Origin of the sequence: Aneurinibacillus migulanus (assembly GCF_001274715.1) — a bacterium.
GTDB classification, from domain to species: Bacteria; Bacillota; Bacilli; order Aneurinibacillales; family Aneurinibacillaceae; genus Aneurinibacillus; species Aneurinibacillus migulanus.
On the sequence record NZ_LGUG01000004.1, the window covers coordinates 4,783,178 to 4,801,940 of the forward strand.

Annotated in this window: 20 protein-coding genes; 8 read left to right on the top strand and 12 right to left on the bottom strand. The window is 45.5% G+C overall.

The window, feature by feature from the left end; all coding sequences use genetic code 11:
- Positions 1–30: 30 nt before the first annotated feature.
- The 3 genes from AF333_RS24910 to AF333_RS24920 are packed head-to-tail and all read right to left on the bottom strand — an operon-like array spanning position 31 to position 2,737.
- Complete coding sequence (locus AF333_RS24910; protein ID WP_043068110.1) at positions 31–1,011, bottom strand: ABC transporter permease; 981 nt, start codon at positions 1,009–1,011, stop codon at positions 31–33.
- A gap of 1 nt (position 1,012) precedes the next feature.
- Entirely contained in the window at positions 1,013–1,939 is a 927-nt protein-coding gene (locus AF333_RS24915; protein WP_043068111.1) for an ABC transporter ATP-binding protein, read from the bottom strand.
- Between the two features lie 12 nt (positions 1,940–1,951).
- A complete protein-coding gene (locus AF333_RS24920) occupies positions 1,952–2,737 on the bottom strand; it encodes a GDSL-type esterase/lipase family protein (RefSeq protein WP_043068112.1) in 786 nt (261 codons plus the stop codon).
- 159 nt (positions 2,738–2,896) lie between these two features.
- Between AF333_RS24920 and AF333_RS33955 the strand changes: the two genes are divergently transcribed.
- Positions 2,897–3,148, top strand: a complete 252-nt coding sequence (locus AF333_RS33955) for a hypothetical protein (protein ID WP_043068113.1) — start codon at positions 2,897–2,899, stop codon at positions 3,146–3,148.
- 44 nt (positions 3,149–3,192) lie between these two features.
- On the opposite strand, the gene AF333_RS24930 is transcribed toward AF333_RS33955, so the two are convergent.
- The 4 genes from AF333_RS24930 to AF333_RS24945 form a co-directional block, all read right to left on the bottom strand.
- Positions 3,193–4,935: a phospho-sugar mutase gene (locus AF333_RS24930; RefSeq protein WP_043068114.1), complete on the bottom strand. Its 1,743-nt coding sequence runs from the start codon at positions 4,933–4,935 to the stop codon at positions 3,193–3,195.
- A 133-nt stretch (positions 4,936–5,068) separates the two neighbouring features.
- Positions 5,069–6,388: a glucose-6-phosphate isomerase gene (locus AF333_RS24935; RefSeq protein ID WP_043068115.1), complete on the bottom strand. Its 1,320-nt coding sequence runs from the start codon at positions 6,386–6,388 to the stop codon at positions 5,069–5,071.
- A 70-nt stretch (positions 6,389–6,458) separates the two neighbouring features.
- Positions 6,459–7,418: a 6-phosphofructokinase gene (gene pfkA / locus AF333_RS24940; protein WP_043068304.1), complete on the bottom strand. Its 960-nt coding sequence runs from the start codon at positions 7,416–7,418 to the stop codon at positions 6,459–6,461.
- A gap of 5 nt (positions 7,419–7,423) precedes the next feature.
- Positions 7,424–8,407 carry an ROK family glucokinase gene (locus AF333_RS24945; protein WP_043068116.1) on the bottom strand — a complete coding sequence of 328 codons (984 nt, stop codon included), beginning with the start codon at positions 8,405–8,407 and terminating at the stop codon, positions 7,424–7,426.
- 294 nt (positions 8,408–8,701) lie between these two features.
- Here AF333_RS24945 and AF333_RS24950 point away from each other — a divergent pair, with 294 nt between their 5' ends.
- Positions 8,702–9,415: a TenA family transcriptional regulator gene (locus AF333_RS24950; protein WP_043068117.1), complete on the top strand. Its 714-nt coding sequence runs from the start codon at positions 8,702–8,704 to the stop codon at positions 9,413–9,415.
- 242 nt (positions 9,416–9,657) lie between these two features.
- On the top strand, positions 9,658–10,599 hold the full coding sequence (locus AF333_RS24955) for an AEC family transporter (RefSeq protein ID WP_043068118.1): 942 nt from the start codon (positions 9,658–9,660) through the stop codon (positions 10,597–10,599).
- Positions 10,600–10,643: 44 nt separating this feature from the next.
- On the opposite strand, the gene AF333_RS24960 is transcribed toward AF333_RS24955, so the two are convergent.
- The gene (locus AF333_RS24960) at positions 10,644–11,201 is read right to left on the bottom strand and encodes a general stress protein (RefSeq protein WP_043068119.1); all 558 of its coding nucleotides are present in this window, start codon (positions 11,199–11,201) and stop codon (positions 10,644–10,646) included.
- Between the two features lie 337 nt (positions 11,202–11,538).
- Here AF333_RS24960 and AF333_RS24965 point away from each other — a divergent pair, with 337 nt between their 5' ends.
- The 4 genes from AF333_RS24965 to AF333_RS24980 are packed head-to-tail and all read left to right on the top strand — an operon-like array spanning position 11,539 to position 14,002.
- On the top strand, positions 11,539–12,924 hold the full coding sequence (locus AF333_RS24965) for a globin-coupled sensor protein (RefSeq protein WP_043068120.1): 1,386 nt from the start codon (positions 11,539–11,541) through the stop codon (positions 12,922–12,924).
- A gap of 43 nt (positions 12,925–12,967) precedes the next feature.
- Complete coding sequence (locus AF333_RS24970; protein ID WP_043068121.1) at positions 12,968–13,285, top strand: hypothetical protein; 318 nt, start codon at positions 12,968–12,970, stop codon at positions 13,283–13,285.
- The gene (locus tag AF333_RS24975; protein ID WP_052520536.1) at positions 13,272–13,676 is read left to right on the top strand and encodes an ATP-binding protein; all 405 of its coding nucleotides are present in this window, start codon (positions 13,272–13,274) and stop codon (positions 13,674–13,676) included. Before AF333_RS24970 ends, AF333_RS24975 begins: the two co-directional genes overlap by 14 nt.
- A gap of 26 nt (positions 13,677–13,702) precedes the next feature.
- A complete protein-coding gene (locus AF333_RS24980) occupies positions 13,703–14,002 on the top strand; it encodes an STAS domain-containing protein (RefSeq protein WP_043068122.1) in 300 nt (99 codons plus the stop codon).
- A 59-nt stretch (positions 14,003–14,061) separates the two neighbouring features.
- Here the strand turns inward: AF333_RS24980 and AF333_RS24985 are convergent, their stop codons facing one another.
- Positions 14,062–15,534 (bottom strand): SpoIIE family protein phosphatase, encoded by a 1,473-nt coding sequence (locus AF333_RS24985; protein WP_052812346.1) that lies wholly within the window; start codon positions 15,532–15,534, stop codon positions 14,062–14,064.
- Positions 15,535–15,652: 118 nt separating this feature from the next.
- Positions 15,653–15,796: a Fur-regulated basic protein FbpA gene (fbpA, locus tag AF333_RS33220; RefSeq protein WP_139188834.1), complete on the bottom strand. Its 144-nt coding sequence runs from the start codon at positions 15,794–15,796 to the stop codon at positions 15,653–15,655.
- A 168-nt stretch (positions 15,797–15,964) separates the two neighbouring features.
- On the opposite strand from fbpA, the gene AF333_RS24990 reads away from it, so the two are divergent.
- The gene (locus tag AF333_RS24990; RefSeq protein WP_043068123.1) at positions 15,965–17,161 is read left to right on the top strand and encodes an MFS transporter; all 1,197 of its coding nucleotides are present in this window, start codon (positions 15,965–15,967) and stop codon (positions 17,159–17,161) included.
- Between the two features lie 121 nt (positions 17,162–17,282).
- Here the strand turns inward: AF333_RS24990 and AF333_RS24995 are convergent, their stop codons facing one another.
- Complete coding sequence (locus AF333_RS24995) at positions 17,283–18,068, bottom strand: 3-hydroxybutyrate dehydrogenase (RefSeq protein ID WP_043068124.1); 786 nt, start codon at positions 18,066–18,068, stop codon at positions 17,283–17,285.
- A gap of 28 nt (positions 18,069–18,096) precedes the next feature.
- Positions 18,097–18,750 (bottom strand): CoA transferase subunit B, encoded by a 654-nt coding sequence (locus tag AF333_RS25000; protein WP_043068125.1) that lies wholly within the window; start codon positions 18,748–18,750, stop codon positions 18,097–18,099.
- Positions 18,751–18,763: the final 13 nt, after the last annotated feature.

Genomic DNA, 18,763 nt, shown 5'->3' on the forward strand with positions numbered 1-18,763 from the left:
CCGGTAAAAACCGGCGCCTCTTTTTTAAGCTTAATACACATCACGACGAATAAATACGATGTAAGCCACAAGAAGGGAAGCTACGCTCCATATACTAAGCGTAGCCAGTGAAAAAGTCAGACTTAATCCAGGAATCGTCGGCGGCGTACCCACCAAATAATCGGTTAACTGCAGGTTTACCATGAAAAAGTATTTGGCCGACTCCCACGCAGATGCCATATTCGTTAAAATCGTACCCGCGATAAGAGCTGATACCATAACTCCCATTCCTGCAGCTGTGCTACGAACAAGTACAGATACCATAAATGAAATGCACGCTACAGCCAGACAAGCGTACCAGGAAAGTCCGTACTCCATCGTGATATACAGCCATTGCGGGAGTACACGTACGCCTTCCGTATTCACTTCCTCCCCTTGAATCTGAAATCCGGTCAGCACTGGATATGTCCATCCTGTATAGCCAAAAACAACTCCAGAAATTGCATAAGCAATCATTCCTGTAAGTACAACAATCGCCGAAACAAATAGAAATAAGGCAATAAGTTTGCTTGTAAGCACCTTCCATCGTTTCACGGGCCGGGTCAATAACAACTTAATTGTGCCACTCGCATGCTCGCCGGAGACGATGTCCGAAGCAATAATGACAATAAGAAGCGGAATAAACAAAGAAACAGCATTGCTCATGAAATCTCGGGTAAATGTGACTCCGTTTGGAGATGTTGGATTAATATCGTGATCCAGATAATATTGTTGTTGCTGGATACGAATCCGCATTAATTTCTTCCAATCCTCCGGAATACGGGTGCTGCTCAAGCGGTTCGTCGTATCGTTGATGCTCTGCCGCACCGACACCCTCCAATCTGTCGTCCCAAGCTGCTTCTGATTATCCAGTGTAGCCCGCAGCTGCGCATAAGTAAAAATAGGTACAAGTACAAGCAAAATTAGTACAACGACCCATAATCGTTTCCTCTGCAAAATTTTCAACGCTTCGTTCATGACCAAACCATACATACTAAATATGATGCCCCCCCTCAGTCATATCGAGAAATAGGTCCTCGAGACTCGGTCTTCTCCATTCGATTCCATATATCTCGATGCCTTGACGGACTAAAGCGGCCGTCAGCTGTGGAATATGCTCAGGGGCTACTTCTGTTACGATTCCATCGTCTAACGTTTCCTGCTCTTGTACTTTGGTGAACGGTGAGTTCACAAGCAGATTTTTTGCTTCAGAACAAGGATTGGCATACCAAATGATTTTACGAAAGTCTTGTGTTAACAGTTCATCCACAGCCCCTACACGAACGATGCTACCTTCGTTAATAATCGCTACCCGATCACACATAAGTTGAATTTCACTAAGCATGTGGCTTGAGATGAATACACTTAAGCCTTCATTGGCTAATTGACGAATAAAAGCACGCAATTCTCTAATGCCCTGCGGATCAAGACCATTCGTCGGTTCATCTAAAATAAGTAACTTCGGGTCGCCGAGCAAAGCCTGGGCGATTCCAAGACGCTGGCGCATTCCCAAAGAATAATCTTTTACACGATCATCGATACGCGCGCTTAAATCAACACGCCGTACAACTTCGTCAATTTTCTTGCGGGTTACCCCTGGAATCATGCGGGCAAAATGCTCCAGATTTTCTATTCCGGTCAAGAACGGATACAATTCAGGGTTCTCCACAATCGAACCAACCTTCGCTAGCGCTTCCGTATGGTCTTTCTGGATATCATAACCGCACACACGAATTCGACCTGCTGTTGGCCGGATAAGGCCGACCATCATCCGAATTGTCGTAGTTTTACCCGAACCGTTTGGTCCCAGAAATCCGAACACTTCTCCCTCCTGTACAGAGAAAGAAATACCTTTAATAATACGGTTACGACGGATTGTTTTTTCTACCCGGTCTATTTCAAGTGTAATCGCTCGTTTCACCGCTCTTCCCTCCTATCGGATTACTTCGGCCATCCTCTCTCCGATCCGCCTGTACCCAGCCTGATTCGGGTGAAAGTGATCACTGGACAAATACTTTTTGCCATCTGTACGGAATAAATCATCAGTCGGTACAAAAACCGCATGAGAATACTGGTATAAAACAGCAGACGTTTCACTATTCCAACGCTCTACAACCTCATAGCTTTCCTGCGCATTCGATAAGTCGGCAAACGCATTATATAATCCCATATACAGAATTTTGGCGTGCGGATTCAACGAATCGATAATTTTTACGATTTCCTTATAACGCTCTATCGCTCCTGGCAAGCGCTTCTGGCTTATTTCTGGGTTAACCTCTTCCGCTCCCCCGGCATTAAACAAATCATTCCCACCAATAGAAAGTGTAATAATATCAGCCTGGCGAATCGTTCTCCGAATATCTTCTTTTTGTTGTAAATCACGCAGCAAATCAGTAGTTTTGTATCCGTTCACTCCATGATTTAACACGTACGCTTGCTGACCAGTCGCCTCCGACAAACGTACCCGTAAGTTCCCAACGTAGCCAAGTCCCGCTCCATCTCCGGTACCCCGGGTTAACGAGTCACCCAGCGCAACGATTTGCACGGTATTTACTTTAGATTTTCCCGTCTCTTCTTCTGCACTTTTGTCAGTTTTCCATTCTCCGTTCGCGGAAGGGGAAAGAATCTCAGTAATCCCCAGATAAAGCCCGACTGCGAGAACCAAGGTAGAGACAAGAGAAAAAGCCGCAAATAGCCGCCAACTAGTTTGTGATGACATACCCGCTCCTCCTTCGGACGAAATTCTTTTTTCATTATATACATAACTGACAAGAAGTAAAAAACATGTACCGCTTTTTTCCTTTTTTGTTTGTTTTGCATGTAGGCAGGGTAAAGTAAAAGAAACAGAAATATATTCATGTGAGAGGATGAGGTAGAAATGAACAACAACAATGACAATCGAAACCATAATGATAAAGAGGCAAACGATAAGCCTATACAGAACACAGCAGTCCCGGATTTCGACGCAGCCAAGAAGACGGGTACCGAATTTGATCATATGAAATCGAATAAAGAACTTCGTAAAGAAGGTTTACTCGAAGATCCCATTCAGGAAACAAAAAAGCATGCCGAACAAGCGGCAGATAAAAAATCAAACGTTAAATTAGTGAAAGCAGAAGAAGAAAAATAAGAAAAGGAGCCACCCGGCTCCTTTTCTTTATTATGCACTGATGCTTATCCTTTTAGTAGCGTCTGTACTCTCTTTACCACATCAGATTTCAACTGCAAGAGGTTAGTCTGCGCCTCTTCTAGCGTATTGCCCTTTACACCAAAGTAGACTTTCAGTTTCGGTTCCGTACCGGACGGCCGCAGGCAGAACCATGCACCGTTTGCCAGCCTATATTTTAATACATCGGATACGGGAAGCGTAAGCGCTTCATCCCGGCTCTCCCTCACGAATCGTCGTCTGCCTGTTTGGTAGTCCTCCACCATATCCACTTTTTGACCGCTCATCTCCACAGGCGGCTCCTTGCGGAACGTTTGCAGAATCGACTGAATGGTTTCAAGCCCGGCTTTTCCTTTCAGCGTTATCGAATACAAATCCTCCAGGTAATACCCGTATGTCGTAAATATCTCCATTAATCCTTCATATACCGTCATACCGCGTGATTTGTAATGGGCAACCATCTCCGCGACAAGCAGGCATACCTGCACTGCATCCTTATCCCTCACGAAATCACCGGCGAGATAGCCATAGCTTTCTTCATATCCGAAAAGGAAGGTACGGTCTCCTGCCTGCTCAAATTCTTTTATTTTCTCGCCAATGAATTTGAATCCGGTCAATGTATCTATTGTCTCCAACCCGAAAGAACTTGCAATAGCGCGTCCGATTTCAGACGTGACAATCGTCTTCAATACGACCCCATTTGGTGGCAAGGTTCCTTTTGCCCGCTTTTGTTCCAGCAAATAATGCAGCAGGAGCGCGCCGGTCTGGTTTCCGGTCAGCACTACATAGTCGCCGTCCCCATTTTTAACTACAACACCGACACGGTCCGCATCCGGATCTGTGCCAAGCAGCACATCGGCATTCACTCTCTTGCCGTATCGAATCGCCCACTCAAATGCGGCGTGCTCCTCAGGATTCGGAGAAGCAACCGTAGAGAACTCAGAATCAGGCTGCTCCTGCTCGGCTACGACGGTCACATGCGTAAATCCTAACTTAGCCAATCCTCGGCGTACCGGCACATTCGCTGTGCCATGCAACGGCGTAAACACAATGCGCACGTCCTCTTTCATCCGCTCAATGACTTCTGGATTTACACTTAGGGCACATGCCTTCTGAAGGTAAGCTTCGTCAACATCCGCTCCGATGTCTACGAGTAGGTTGGCTTTCCGTGCTTCTTGCTCGTCCATGACCTCTACAGTCAATTCATCGAACACTTCATTTACATTAGCTGTTACTGCATCTGCTTCTGTCGGGGGAAGTTGCCCCCCGTCCGGTCCATATACTTTATACCCGTTATATTCTGGGGGATTGTGGCTGGCCGTAATCACAATGCCTGCATATGCGTTCAAGTAACGCACGGCAAATGACAGGACTGGAGTCGGACGAATGTCATCGAATACATATGCTCGAATGCCGTGTTGTGCCAGCGTCAATGCCGCCTCCAGTGCAAATGCTCGTGACTGGCGGCGCACATCGTACGCAATGGCCACGCCGCGCTGTTTCGCCTCCGTCCCTTGTGCTTCTATATAGCGGGCAAGCCCTTCAGAAGCCTTACGAACCGTATACCGATTCATCCGATTCGTACCCGGTCCAAGTTCGCCACGTAGCCCGCCGGTACCAAAAGCCAGATTGCGGTAAAAAGCGTCTTCCAAACGTTGCGGATCGTCCCACATGTCCGCAAGTTCATGCCTTACGTCTTCTGCAAGGCCAGGATATGCCCGCCAGTGTGCCGCCTTTTGTTTCCACTCCATCTTTTTCTCTCCTCTTTTATATATCAATTATTTCTTCCATAATAAACTTTTTTGGTACCTAGGACAATTTCCAGTCTGGGAAAAAGAAAAAGCCGTTCGCCTTGAACGGCTCTACTCTAGCAACGTACATCAACTACATTGTTTTGGGTTTTCCTAACAAGCGAAACATATTCCGTTTATACGCTTCTACACCCGGCTGATCGAATGGATTAACCCCAAATAAATAGCCGCTAATCCCGCATGCTTTCTCGAAAAAATAGACCAGTTGTCCGAAATAATAAGGTGTCGCCTCCGGTACGATAATCCGCAGGTTGGGCACGCCACCCTGTGTATGGGCCAGCATCGCTCCTTCGCACGCTTTTCGGTTCATCTCATGAAGTGAAACACCTGACAAGTAGCCTAATCCATCTGTATCATCAGCCATCTGCGGTACAGTGATCTGCTCCCTGAGCGCCTCCACCCAAAGCGTAGTCATAAATAAGTCCCGTCGCCCCTCCTGTACATACTGACCCATAGAATGAAAATCCGTTGAAAAATGGAGGCTCGCCGGGAATATCCCTTTGCCGTCTTTTCCTTCGCTTTCACCAAATAACTGCTTCCACCATTCCGCTACATACCGTAGCCCAGGTTCATAGCTGGCCAACAATTCAATGGTCTTTCCCTTGTCATAAAACAGGCGACGCAAAGCCGCATAGCGATAGGCGGGATTACCGTCCACATCCGGCGTTCCACACAGCCGAACCGCATCGGCTGCACCTGCCAGCACCGTATCCACGTCAATGCCTGCGACAGCCATCGGCAGCAGGCCCACCGATGTCAATACTGCATACCTGCCTCCAATATTGTCCGGTATTCCAAACGTTTCGTACCCTTCACGTTCTGCGATCTTTTTTAACGGACTGTGCGTATTGTCCGTCGTTACGATAATTCGCTTCCGTGCTCCTTCTTTGCCATAGCGCTTCTCCAGCAACTCGCGAAACAAACGGAAGGCCAGCGCTGGCTCCAGTGTTGTGCCGGATTTGGAGATGACATTGATATAGACCTCTTTTTCTTCTATCAAGCGCAATAAGTTTGCTGTGTATGAAGCGCTCATCTGGTGGCCGGCAAAATATACCTCCGGTGCCTTGCGACACGCTCTGGACCATTGATTATAAAAAGCGGGACAAAGCATCTCGATAGCCGCGCGCGCGCCCAAATACGAGCCGCCGATGCCGATTACGATGAACGCCTCCGCCCGATTGCGAATTGTCTCACCCGTCCGTTTGATACGCGCATATTCTGCCCGATTATAGACTTCCGGCCACCGGATCCACCCGGTATGTTTCCCGCCGGGCCCGGTGCCTGCGCTCAGCATGTCATGTGCCTGTCGTACTTTCGGGGCCATCTGTTCCAACTCGTGCTGCATCATATACTCAGTAACAAGCGCACAATCAAAAGCTATCTGTTTCTTCATCCTTGCTCTCCTTCCCAGGTCAAACTCTTTTGCTGAACTGACGGAGAGCCTGACGCACAACAGAAACGGATTAAATCGAAAGTGTTTTACTTAATTCGTACATATCTAAATCAATGTCGTTCTCAATTGTAAACACGTCAGCAAAATCGACCTCGGTAATCCGATTCCGTTGAATGCCCACCATCTTGCCGCTCTGGCCTTCACGCAACAAATCAACCGCTTTTGCTCCCAGACGGCTTCCTAGCATCCGATCAAATGCGGACGGAGAGCCGCCTCGCTGCACATGTCCAAGTACAGTTACCCTTGTATCCAATCCAGCCTCTTCCTTTATTCTTTGCGCAATTTCCGAAGCCGGGCACACGCCTTCCGCCACGATAATAATACTGTGTTTCTTGCCCCTCTTATTTCCTTCAAGCAAACGATGGGTTACATCATTAATTTCGACGTTTACTTCCGGAATAAGAATCGACTCTGCTCCGCCGCTTAAACCCGCCCATAGCGCAATATCACCGCAGTGGCGACCCATCACTTCCACAACAAAGATTCGTTCATGTGAAGTGGCGGTATCCCGTATTTTATCAATCGCTTCTAGAACCGTATTCACCGCCGTATCAAAACCTAACGTCATCTCTGTTCCCGAAATATCGTTGTCAATGGTCCCGGGAATACCAATGGTAGAAAACCCTTTGTCTGATAATTTTTGCGCACCACGGAACGAACCATCACCACCGATTACTACGAGCCCTTCGATACCTTTCCTACGTAGTTCAGCGATTCCTTTTTGCTGGCCTGCATCCGTTTTGAATTCCTCGCTGCGGCTGCTATGTAGTATCGTACCCCCGCGCTGAATAATATCACCCACACTTCCTGCATCCATCAGCGTAATCTGCCCTTGCATTAAGCCCTCATACCCATGGTATATACCATATACTTCCATACCATAAGAAATACCGCGACGGACAACGGCACGAACAGCCGCATTCATGCCTGGTGCATCTCCTCCACTTGTTAAAACCGCGATTTTTTGCATATTCATCATCCTCTCTTTTCTTCTATGCCAGGCGAAGTCAAAAGGTTCATCTCCGCCAGTTTTGCCAATCCTATAATCCCTGCATCATTGCCCAGAACGGCAGGTACAATAATATTTTTATCTTTAATATCAGGCAACGCAAATTCGTGAAACCAATGAATGAGCGGAGTAAATAATGACGCTCCCGCTGCAGCTGCTCCTCCTCCAATAACGATACGCATAGGAGCAGTAACGGTAAAAATACTTGCAAGCGCATATCCCAGATAATATGCCGCATGTTCCATTATCTCGCATGCGGCTTTGTCGCTTTCCTGTGCGGCTTCAGCTACATCTTTGCTTGTTATTGTTCCGGCTTGCGTCAGCCGCTGTGCGAGCCTACTCTTCGGATATTGCCTGGCTGCTCGTTCACCATAATAGGCAATAGCCGATGCGGAAGCTTCTGTTTCCAAACATCCTGTTTTTCCGCAGTTGCAGGGGCGTCCATCCTTTATTTTCACACGAAAGTGACCGATTTCTCCGGCCAATCCGTAAGTTCCATTAATAATACGACCGTTTGCAATGACCCCGCCGCCGACACCGGTACCAATGGTCAGACACAGAAGGTCGTCCGCTCCTTTTCCAGCCCCCTGCCACATTTCACCCAGCGCGGCCCCATTCGCATCGTTAATTACAAAGACAGGAACGCCTAGCATAGTTGATACTCTCTCTGCTACAGGTACATCATGCCAGCCAAGGTTTACTGCCCTAATTACCTTTCCCGTCTCCATCTCCACAAATCCAGCCACCCCTACACTCGCTGCCCGTATCTGCTCCGGTGCAATTCCGCTCTTCCGGCAAAGTACATTTTGCAGTTCCAGAAACTGTTGCAATACTAGATCAGCCTGCTCATCCGATTGTGTAAGCACACTTTGCTTGGCAAGAATCATCCCACTTGTATCTACGAGACCGGCTTTAATGTTTGTGCCTCCCACATCAAAACAAAGATACATAGCACCTTCCTCCCTGCCCGTTTACTCTGCTCGTTCACCATTCTATTATAGTATGTACGAGCGGTTTCGTTTTGATTTTATATACACTTTAACCCACTTCCTCAACATGTCTAACTGGTTTGATGTAAGAAATACAAGAAGCAAAGAGAGCTATCCTGTGCTCTGGCTAAACTTATAATATTTTTATGTCAAATAACACGGTTTGCTCTTGACTTCTCTTCTGGAATCATGAGTATAATAAGAAGGTTTGCAAGATATAGAAGAACGGAAAAAACGTAAGGAGGGGTTTGTCACATGGCCATTACAAGCTATGAACAAATCGAGGAGAAAATCTGGGATATTGTCGAAACGGAAATTATACAAGGGGAATTCATGCAGACACTGCTTGCTGGTGAATGGACACCTGCGCAGGTGCGGGAATTCGCGCTTCAATACAGCTATTACAGCCGTAATTTCCCGCGCGTGCTCGGCGCAGCCATTGCGGCCGTCGAACCTGAAGACGATTGGTGGGTTCCACTTGTCGACAACTTATGGGATGAAGGCGGACGTGGCAATCCGAAAAGCTACCACTCCCGTCTATACCATTCCTTTATGATTACGGCAGCACCCGATGTGCCGACGAACGAAAAATACGTGCCGGATTATCCGGTCTCTCCAGCTTCAAAAGAAGCAGTAAATACATTTATTTCTTTCCTGCGTAACGCTACGCCGCTTGAAGCAATGGCTTCGATTGGTTTCGGTTCGGAACTGTTTGCAGGCAAAGTTATGGGCCTTATCGGCCAAGGGCTGGAGCATCCGAATTACAACCGGGCACAGAAACTGAATACGACATTCTGGACAGTGCATGCCGACCATCATGAACCGCGGCATTATGAACTATGCAAAAACGTGCTAACCCGCTTTACATCCTCTCAGGATTTAGAGCACATGTATCGGGCCGGAGCATACATCACTCGCTCTGAAGCTCGCTTTTACGATGGCCTTTATGAACGTATGAAAAGCGTATAATCCGGCAAACGTTTGAAGCGGCCTGTTCTTCTTACAAGAGCAGGCCGCTTTTATTATGCTAAACTTATTTATCCCGCTTTAACGGGCAGTATCCCCCACCTCAAGACTTAAAGAAATAGAGGAAGGTTAGATGGGGGATAAACCGTCTCTAAAAGTCCGATACATTTAACTAACACTCAGTAGGAAATGAAGAAAACCTCCACTGAGTGAAGTTTCACTTTATTTAGAAAGAAGGGGAGAAAGTGGAGATCGGAACCGTTGTGACTTCCATCCTGATGATGGCAGTCATGATTTTCATCGGCAGCCTGCTGGCACGCCGTATTCCTTTTACGATGGAAAGACGGCAGCTGCTCATAGCAATTATTATTAATGTGGCAATGCCTTGTATTATTCTTAACGGGGTATTCCAAACAGAAATTGATGCAGAATTTCTTATGCTTGTTCTGTTGATTTTTCTTAGTTCCATTGTTATCAATTGTTTAGGCGTCCTACTTGGTTGGATTGCAGCTCGGGGAATGCGTGTGGCCCCGGATAAAGCGAAAGAGATGGCCCTTCTATCTGGATTAGGCAATACCGGCTTTATCGGAATTCCGCTCTGCGCCGCAGTGTTCGGACCAAAAGGCGCACTGCTCGCCGCCATATTCGACGCGGGGTTAGATTTTACTATCTGGACACTTGGCGTGATGATGTTGCAAGGCGAAAAAAGAGTTAGCTTTCGTTTGCTTAAAGAACTGATTAATATTCCTATGATAGCTATTTTCGTTGGAATGATCGCGGCCGTCATGCATATTAAACCGCCACAAAGTGTGGCAAACCTGACAGAAACGCTAGCCAGTCTCGCGTCTCCGCTTGCTATGATATATATCGGTATGCTCATCCCTTCCATAATAAAAAAGAAACAGACCACCAGTCTTCATCAACTGAGCATGCCACTAATTATAAAATTACTAATTTTCCCATTAGCAACTGCATCTCTGCTGCACATATTTGCCTTACCAATGGAAGTAGCACAGATTATTATCGTACAGTCGACAATGCCGACCCTTACGTTGGCCTCCATTCTATTCGCCCGATATTCTAAAGATGAAGAATACGGAGCGATGGCCACTGTGTTTTCTACACTCGTATCCATCACAACCATCCCTCTCATGACAATGTTTTGTTTTTACATTATTGCTAAATAAATGTAGAGAGCCTGCTATCTGCAGGCTCTCTGCACTTCTATTTTTTATAGTAATGAATCATTATTCCGGCGCTGTACCGACGCATCGTTTAAATACGGATCATACATATGGGAATTCAATGCATTATTGTTACGGAATGTATCATATACATGGTGCTCGCGTTCGGCATCCGCATCTACCATAACCAGAATTTCTCCTTGATTAAGATATTCCTCATATTCTTTTGCTTCGTCCTCAGGTATACCCATACCAACCAATGCACCTACCAATCCACCTGCACCTGCGCCTACGACAGCTCCTCCAAGTGTTGCTGCAATCGGACCAGCCGCCACGATAGGCCCCACTCCCGGAATGGCCAATGCCCCAATACCGACCAGAAGCCCTGCCAATCCGCCAAGCACACCACCTGTTGTAGCACCCGCTGCCAGGCCTTCTTCCAGCTTCGTGTCCGTTTCTTCTTCAATCGACTCCATTCTGTCTCTATCTTTTGCAATAACGGAAATATCTTCAGAACGGTACCCTTTGTTCTTTAACGTCTCAATTGCGCGTACCGCCTCGTCATGCGTGTGGAATACTCCGATAATTTTCTTGTCTTCATTCATATTATTGTCCTCCTTCTACTCTTAACTATCGTGGTAGTTAGCTTGTTTCAGTGAACACATTTATCTCTACCCCTCTTTCCTTTGCTTCTAAACCAAAAAGCTTATACAATGAAAAAACTACATCTGCATATAAAAGTTTGTAAAATTATACTTCTAAGTTATCAGACTCAGTCTTAAAGAATCATGATGCAATGCATTTTTTGAATAAATACAAGATTATTACAATTTTTTAGTATAAAAGTACGAGTTTTTATCAGGATGTCATGGTATAATCATCAATAATTCTATTACATACAATTACATTTCACATATTACGCGTAAAGGGGAAGAAAAAATAATGGGATGTCCGTTTAAGCATCTACTCGGTAATGAAAAAGGAGCACTAGGCTTCTTTAAAAACACGAAAAAACAAGAGCCCGGCCAGGTGTCCAGCAGCGGAAAATCTGTCGCTTCTTCGACGGAAATCTCCCGGTTCTACCGGGAACTGATGAATAGCACGGAAGCTTCCAAAGTCAAATTTGTCGGTCTAACCGAAGAAGACTTGCATCGTCTTGTATCCATCCGACCTATCTTCGAAAAGTACGTAACTGACATTGTTGCATCCTTCTATGAAAATTTGTCGCAAGTACCTGCCCTTATGTCTATTATTAATAATCACAGTTCAGTCGATAAACTGCGGCAAACACTAGAACATTATCTGCTTGATATGGTATCCGGCGAAATCGGCCAGGATTATATCGTGCGCCGAAAAATTATAGGTAGTGTACATAATCGAATTAATTTATTTCCCGAATGGTATATCGGGGCCTATACACTCATTCAAAACGAAGTTCTGGCCCTGCTTCTCCGTGAGATGAACGCTGTAAATCAGGCTCGTGAAGCGTTCACCTCATTCCAGCGCCTCTGCTCATTTGATATGCAAATCGCGATTGCTACATACATCGACTCATATACATCTTCTATGATGCGTCTTAATGAAATCGAGCGTATTCAGCATCGTCTCAATGAATCATCCGAGATGCTGGTTGCCACTGCAGAAGAAACAAGTGCTTCCATCGGGCAAAAAGAAACACATGTTGTACAGATGCTTGACGGAACACGCGACATTCAAGAAAGCTCACTACAAATGGTAGAGGACGTAGAGGAAGGAAAAACAGAAATTGGCTCAGCTCTCAACGAAATCGATCGAATCGTAGAAATTATGGATGAGACACGTGAAAAGTCTAAAGAACTGATTGAAAGTGCTAATAAAATAGGGGAAATTGTTCAGGTTATCCATGCTATTTCAAACAAAACAAACGTTCTCTCCCTCAACGCAAGCATTGAAGCGGCACGGGCCGGCGAACACGGACGTGGTTTTACAGTAGTCGCCAAAGAAGTCCGCAATCTTGCCATGCAAACCCAATCGGCGCTCGAACATATTCATGAGCAGATTTCTATGGTGCAGAACAACGTCAGCTCGTTTGAGAATTCATTTGAACAAATTGCCAAGCAAGCAAGCCGTTTCCGTGAAATTAACACGGCCATTATGAGCATTATGAATAACTCCTCGGTTCAGGTACGTTCAAACAGCGAAAAAATCAAGAACGTTAGCAGGTACATTCTTGATTTCCAGCAAACGTTTACCGAAATTTCCACAGCATCCGATCAAGTAGCTAAGATGGCGGAAGAATTGAGCCTATTGAGCAATCAATTGAACGACAAATTTAACATCGGAAAATAACAAGGGAGAAAATGAAGAAATTTTGGCATAGGTGGGACACGGGATGATTACAAAAAAATTCTCTTTTGAGAGCCGGGAGTTCTCCTCATTGGAAGAAATGACAGATACGTTACTTCACGAGGCGAACGAACAAATTATTCGTATCGATATGGGCAATGTCAACAATGTGAACGAAAATCGAAATTACGTAAAATGGCGTCTACTCCATCTTCAGTACTATTTTGGCGATATTACTCCTGTCCAGGTAAAATCTACATACAATTCGCTCTGGAGCCAACTGTATCGTCTTGAACATCAGGATGAGTACCGCCATCCCTATCTTAAGAGTTTATTGGAAAAGGTTAAAAATGCTAACGTATGATTTTCATAATATGGCAAAGGAAAACGTTAAATCGTATGTAGAACTTATCTTACGTGACCTCCGTAGCGAACTTTCTCTTCAAGAAGAATGTCTACTGCATTATTCACTTCAATTAGGCATATGGGAGATTCTTATTAATATCATTGACCATAGTCCAAAGGCAGCGGCCAATTGCCATACGCATATCACGATTCGGTGGACGGACAGCGACATTGTCCTTAAAATTACGAATAGAGATAGCGGCTTCGACTGGCGCAAATGCCTGATGACAGGATTACCTTCTCCTGCCCAGCAGAGAGGCCGAGGCCTGTATATTATCCAAAGCATCAGCAAACATTTTACATTTGATGAAAATGGAGAATCGGCAAACATTACGTTTGCTCGTAAGTGATATCGAAAGACAAAGGGGATAATGTAATGATTAATTATAATGTAGATAATAATCAAATTATATTTACATTTAAGGAAGACATTAATTTTGAAACTGTACGACAAATCGAAACCAAAGTACGAGAAATGGCGATTCCTCAGCAACCGAAAGAAATCGTTATCGACTTGAAACAAGTTCGCTTCATCGACAGCACCGGTGTAGGATTCTTAATCAGTTGGATTCATCCGCTGATTTCAGATTATCAGATTCGCGTCATCAACAGCTCGCTTCCCGTGAAAAACATTCTACAAATCTGCAAGCTCGATACATTAGTAGACATCGCATAACCTAAAAATATAACAACGGAATATGCGGCAAGTATTTTCTCGCTGCATATTCCGCTGCCCTAATCAACTGTAATGACAAGTAAGCATATGTCATCTTTCTTCTTTTCGGTAACGAATGTCTCAATTGCTAACTCCTTCGCTTTTGCCGTCGATGTATGACGATGCCGCAAAAAAAATTGCTGCAGCTTCTCGGTTACCTGAAGCGCCGCCTGGTTCTTTCCTTCGATAAGTCCGTCTGTATAAAGCACGACACGAGCTGACGTTTGATAAGAGAGCACTTCTTTTTCCACAGAAAAATCAGACAAAAGACCAACCGGAAGGCTACCTCGATCGAGCCATCTGCTCTTCCCCTCCACCGTACACATAATTCCTGGAGGATGACCGGCATTTACATATTCAATTGTTTTTTCTTTCGTATTGACCACTACATAAATGCATGTAAAATAATACGGATGCATCTTTTGTTGAGCTGCGTATAAGTTACGCATATGTCTGTTTAATTCCTTGATGACTTTAACCGGGTCTGCTAGCCTGGTGATAAGCCCTTGCAGGAGCGAGCGTACAGACATGCCGATGAGCGATGCGCTAATGCCATGACCTACTACATCCAATAACAGAATCCCATAGCGATGTGAATCGATTTTGTACCAGCAATACATATCACCGGCAAGTTCCTCAGACGGAATATAAATCGCTTCTACCTCTATGTTCGACTCATATAGGGGCGGACTTAATACACTTTGCTGAACGGCTTTAGCAAGTTCTAACTCTGCCTGCAGCTTTTGCTCCGCTTGTTTACGTCGGGTAACATCAGCTTGAAGCCCTACGAAATACAGTAGCTCATCTGACTCGTTAAAAACCGGGCTGATGGTTAGTTCATTCCAGAAATAACTTCCGTCCTTGCGGTAGTTCAATACTTCTGCCGTAATAGGCTGACGTTCCCGCATCGCCTGTCGTATGAGGTCCAGCGTCTTCTCGTCTGTTTCTTTCCCATGCAGAAATCTGCAATTATGGCCAAGTACTTCTTGGGCAGTATAGCCAGTCAACGATTCAAATCCTTTATTAGCAAAAATCAACGGATTATCGGACATGTTCGGATCAGAAATGGTTACTCCTGTTACTGTATTAGCAATCGCCGCAGCAAGATGATTGTTCGTTTCCAGTGCGCGCAAAAGCCGTTCATCAGTCTTTTTTCGCTCTGTAATATCGTGAAAATAAACGCATAGCCCCTCTGAAAAAGGCGTTGCATGAATTTCAAACCATTTATCATATGCAGGCGAGTATTCCTCAAACTCTATTGCTCGCTGTTCAGCTATCGCTTTGAAATATTCGTTCTGAAAGGAAGATACCATCATACCCGGGAACACATTCCACATGTTTTTCTCTAGAAGTTCTTCTCGGCGCTTCTCCAGGATTTTTTCAGCTTCCCGATTTACATATGTAATTCTCCATCGCTTATCCACACTAAAAAAAGCATCTGGAATCGACTCGATCATCAGAGCGACTCGCCGCGCCAACTGCTCTTCGTTCATACTTCACCTCATTGAACCTCGTTTATTCTCAGTGTAGCATATTCGCAAAAATATAAAATCCCCTGCTCTACCTACAAACTCAGGCAAAGCAGGGGACAAATATGAAACGTTGCTATATTTACAAGGATATACTTGTAATCTCTTCTTTCATGCGTGTCATGATTAGCATCTGCTTAATTTCATCTTCCGAACACTCATATAACTGACGCTCGCCAATTTTATAAACTCCAAGATCGAGCAGCGCCTCTACATATTTGTCCATCTTTTTTCTCTCCTTATACTATCTTTCTCTACTTTATTTATATACCCTTTTCTCCGCAAAATAAACATTTCCCGGTCCTTACTTCCGATAAGCAATTTGTGCACAAGTGAATACAATGTAGCATCCGATACCACATGTATCACCAAAACAACAAGAAAGGGTGAAAATATGAGTACACAAAAGAAAGAGCGCCAGGCGCTAAAGTTACTAGGTATATCTGGAATCGGCCTGCTGTTCGATTCCATGGATGTCGGCATCCTCTCTTTCGTTATCGCCGCGCTACAAGCGGAATGGGGATTGACTCCAACACAAATGGGCCTTATCGGTACAGTTAACTTCATCGGAATGGCATTGGGCGCAGCACTGGCTGGTGTCTGGGCCGACCGTTACGGGCGCAAGCAACTGTTTATCGTTACTCTTCTAATCTATAGCATTGCAACCGGATTAAACGCCCTTGCTACTACATTGTTGATATTTATGGCACTACGTTTCATCGTCGGCTTCGGTCTGGGCGGAGAACTTCCTGTCGTTACAACGTATGTACTAGAATCTTCTCCGCAGCAGGAGCGGGCCAAATGGGTCGTCTGGCTTCAAAGTTTTTGGGCAGCAGGGGCGCTTGTTGCAGCCGTAATTTCTTATTTTATCATTCCGGAATATGGCTGGCGGATTGCATTATTTATGGGAGCTTTGCCTGCTCTGTATGCCCTGTATTTGCGACGTGCTCTACCAGAAACGCCCGCATTCACTAGACAAGCGGATCGACAGAAAATCAGCGAAAAAATTCGCCTTCTCTGGTCTCCTGCCTATCGACGCACTACTTTTGTTCTGTGGCTGCTCTGGTTCGCTTCCGTTTTCTCCTATTATGGAATGTTGCTATGGATGCCGTCCATTATGGTTATGAAAGGGTTTACACTCATTAAGAGCTTTGAATATGTATTGCTAATGACATTAGTGCAAATACCCGGTTATTTCACTGCCGCCTATTTCGTAGGCAAATGGGGAAAGAAACCTACGCTCATTACATTTATGACGCTATCTGCCATCGCTTCTCTGGCGTTCGGTCTCTCTCCCAACGTTTGGACGCTGTTAGCTTCTGGAATATGTCTTTCCTTCTTTAACCTTGGGGCCTGGGGAGCAACTTATGCCTATACGGCAGAGCAGTATCCGACCTCCTTCCGTGCAACTGGTACCGGCTGGGCGGCAGGCTTTGGACGAATTGCCGGCATTATTGCGCCATATCTTGTCGGATTACTTATCGGTATGAGCGTTGGCTTCCCGTATATATTTACCATGTTCTTTATCATGACGATGTTGGCCGTGCTAGCCGTGCTATTCTTCGGCAAAGAATCAGCGCCTGAACAATAGGAGCCAGGAAAACAGATGGTGCTTTTCTACTTTAAAATATCATCTACTTTCTTATACGATAAGAGAACCGCTCCGAGCTTCGGAGCGGTTCTCTTTATCATATACATGTTCACTTTTTATGTTATTGCGCAGTATACCCGCCATCAATAACTACAGCCTGACCAGTCACTCCAGCAGCCTTATCACTGGCAATAAATAATGCATAATCCGCAACTTCCTTAACAGATAGCAATTTGCGCTGGGGGACAAGCGGATAAATAACTTCCTCCAATACTTTCTCCAGAGGCACATTGCGCGTTTTTGCCAGATCGGATAGCTGATTGCGCACAAGCGGTGTATCTACATATCCTGGACAAATTGCGTTAACCGTAATCCCATGTGCCGCTCCTTCTAAAGCTGCTACTTTAGTCAACCCGATGACGCCGTGCTTCGCGCTATTATATGCGGCCTTACCGGCAAAACCGATAAGTCCGTTAATCGATGCCATGTTGATGACACGGCCGAACCCTTGCTTTTTCATCATCGGGAATGCATGCTTGATCGCCATAAATGGTGCTACTAGCATCACTTTAATAAGCAACTCGAACTTCTCTGTCGGGAACTCCTCTATTGGCGATACATATTGCAACCCTGCATTGTTTATCAATACATCCAGACGACCGAACTGCGCTACCGTCTCATCTAAAGCCGCTTTGACTTGCGCTTCCTCGGCCACATTGCATCCTAAGCCAATGGCAGTATATCCCTGTGCAGCAAGCTCTTCCGCTGCGGCCTTCGCGGCTTCTGAATGTAGATCGCTAATGGCCACTTTTGCGCCTTCTTTAGCGAATTCTTTGGCGACTTCCAAGCCGATTCCACTTGCGGCTCCCGTAATAAATACAGCTTTATCTTGCACTAAATTTGTCATACGCTACTCTATCTCCCTTTGTTCTCCTTTACGCCTGATTGGCCAGCTTTGGAGAAATGAGTAACTCCGGCTCTGTGCAGTCTTGGATATCCTGCACAGTAAAGCCCGGCGCCACCTCTAGCAATTCTAATCCGTTCGGTGTTACATCGATAACCGCACGATCCGTAATAATACGATTAACGACGCCTTTACCTGTCAACGGGAGTGTACATTCATTTAGGATTTTCGGCTGACCATGTTTATTGACATGTTCCATAATAACGATAATCCGTTTCGCCCCATGTACTAAATCCATTGCGCCGCCCATGCCTTTTACCATCTTGCCAGGAATCATCCAGTTGGCCAAATCGCCGTTTTTCGATACTTCCATGCCCCCAAGAATGGCCAGATCAATGTGACCACCACGGATCATCGCGAAGGATTCAGCACTGTTGAAAATACTTGAACCTGGAATCATCGTTATGGTTTCCTTACCTGCGTTAATCAATTCTGGGTCTACTTCATCTTCCGTCGGATAAGGTCCAATGCCAAGCAGACCGTTCTCCGATTGCAGCACAACATGCTTATCTTCTGGAATGTAATTAGCTACAAGTGTCGGAATTCCAATTCCCAGATTCACGTAGAAGCCGTCTTCGATTTCTTGTGCCGCTCGTCTTGCGATTTGCTCTCTCGATAATGCCATTGTAATCCCTCCT

Coding starts and splice junctions, on each gene's coding strand:
- AF333_RS24910 (WP_043068110.1), bottom strand. CDS start 1,011: ATGTATGGTTTGGTCATGAACGAAGCGTTGAAAATTTTGCAGAGGAAA.
- AF333_RS24920 (WP_043068112.1), bottom strand. CDS start 2,737: ATGTCATCACAAACTAGTTGGCGGCTATTTGCGGCTTTTTCTCTTGTC.
- AF333_RS33955 (WP_043068113.1), top strand. CDS start 2,897: ATGAACAACAACAATGACAATCGAAACCATAATGATAAAGAGGCAAAC.
- AF333_RS24930 (WP_043068114.1), bottom strand. CDS start 4,935: ATGGAGTGGAAACAAAAGGCGGCACACTGGCGGGCATATCCTGGCCTT.
- AF333_RS24935 (WP_043068115.1), bottom strand. CDS start 6,388: ATGAAGAAACAGATAGCTTTTGATTGTGCGCTTGTTACTGAGTATATG.
- pfkA (WP_043068304.1), bottom strand. CDS start 7,418: ATGCAAAAAATCGCGGTTTTAACAAGTGGAGGAGATGCACCAGGCATG.
- AF333_RS24945 (WP_043068116.1), bottom strand. CDS start 8,407: ATGTATCTTTGTTTTGATGTGGGAGGCACAAACATTAAAGCCGGTCTC.
- AF333_RS24950 (WP_043068117.1), top strand. CDS start 8,702: ATGGCCATTACAAGCTATGAACAAATCGAGGAGAAAATCTGGGATATT.
- AF333_RS24960 (WP_043068119.1), bottom strand. CDS start 11,201: ATGAATGAAGACAAGAAAATTATCGGAGTATTCCACACGCATGACGAG.
- AF333_RS24965 (WP_043068120.1), top strand. CDS start 11,539: ATGGGATGTCCGTTTAAGCATCTACTCGGTAATGAAAAAGGAGCACTA.
- AF333_RS24970 (WP_043068121.1), top strand. CDS start 12,968: ATGATTACAAAAAAATTCTCTTTTGAGAGCCGGGAGTTCTCCTCATTG.
- AF333_RS24975 (WP_052520536.1), top strand. CDS start 13,272: ATGCTAACGTATGATTTTCATAATATGGCAAAGGAAAACGTTAAATCG.
- AF333_RS24980 (WP_043068122.1), top strand. CDS start 13,703: ATGATTAATTATAATGTAGATAATAATCAAATTATATTTACATTTAAG.
- AF333_RS24985 (WP_052812346.1), bottom strand. CDS start 15,534: ATGAACGAAGAGCAGTTGGCGCGGCGAGTCGCTCTGATGATCGAGTCG.
- fbpA (WP_139188834.1), bottom strand. CDS start 15,796: ATGGACAAATATGTAGAGGCGCTGCTCGATCTTGGAGTTTATAAAATT.
- AF333_RS24990 (WP_043068123.1), top strand. CDS start 15,965: ATGAGTACACAAAAGAAAGAGCGCCAGGCGCTAAAGTTACTAGGTATA.
- AF333_RS24995 (WP_043068124.1), bottom strand. CDS start 18,068: ATGACAAATTTAGTGCAAGATAAAGCTGTATTTATTACGGGAGCCGCA.
- AF333_RS25000 (WP_043068125.1), bottom strand. CDS start 18,750: ATGGCATTATCGAGAGAGCAAATCGCAAGACGAGCGGCACAAGAAATC.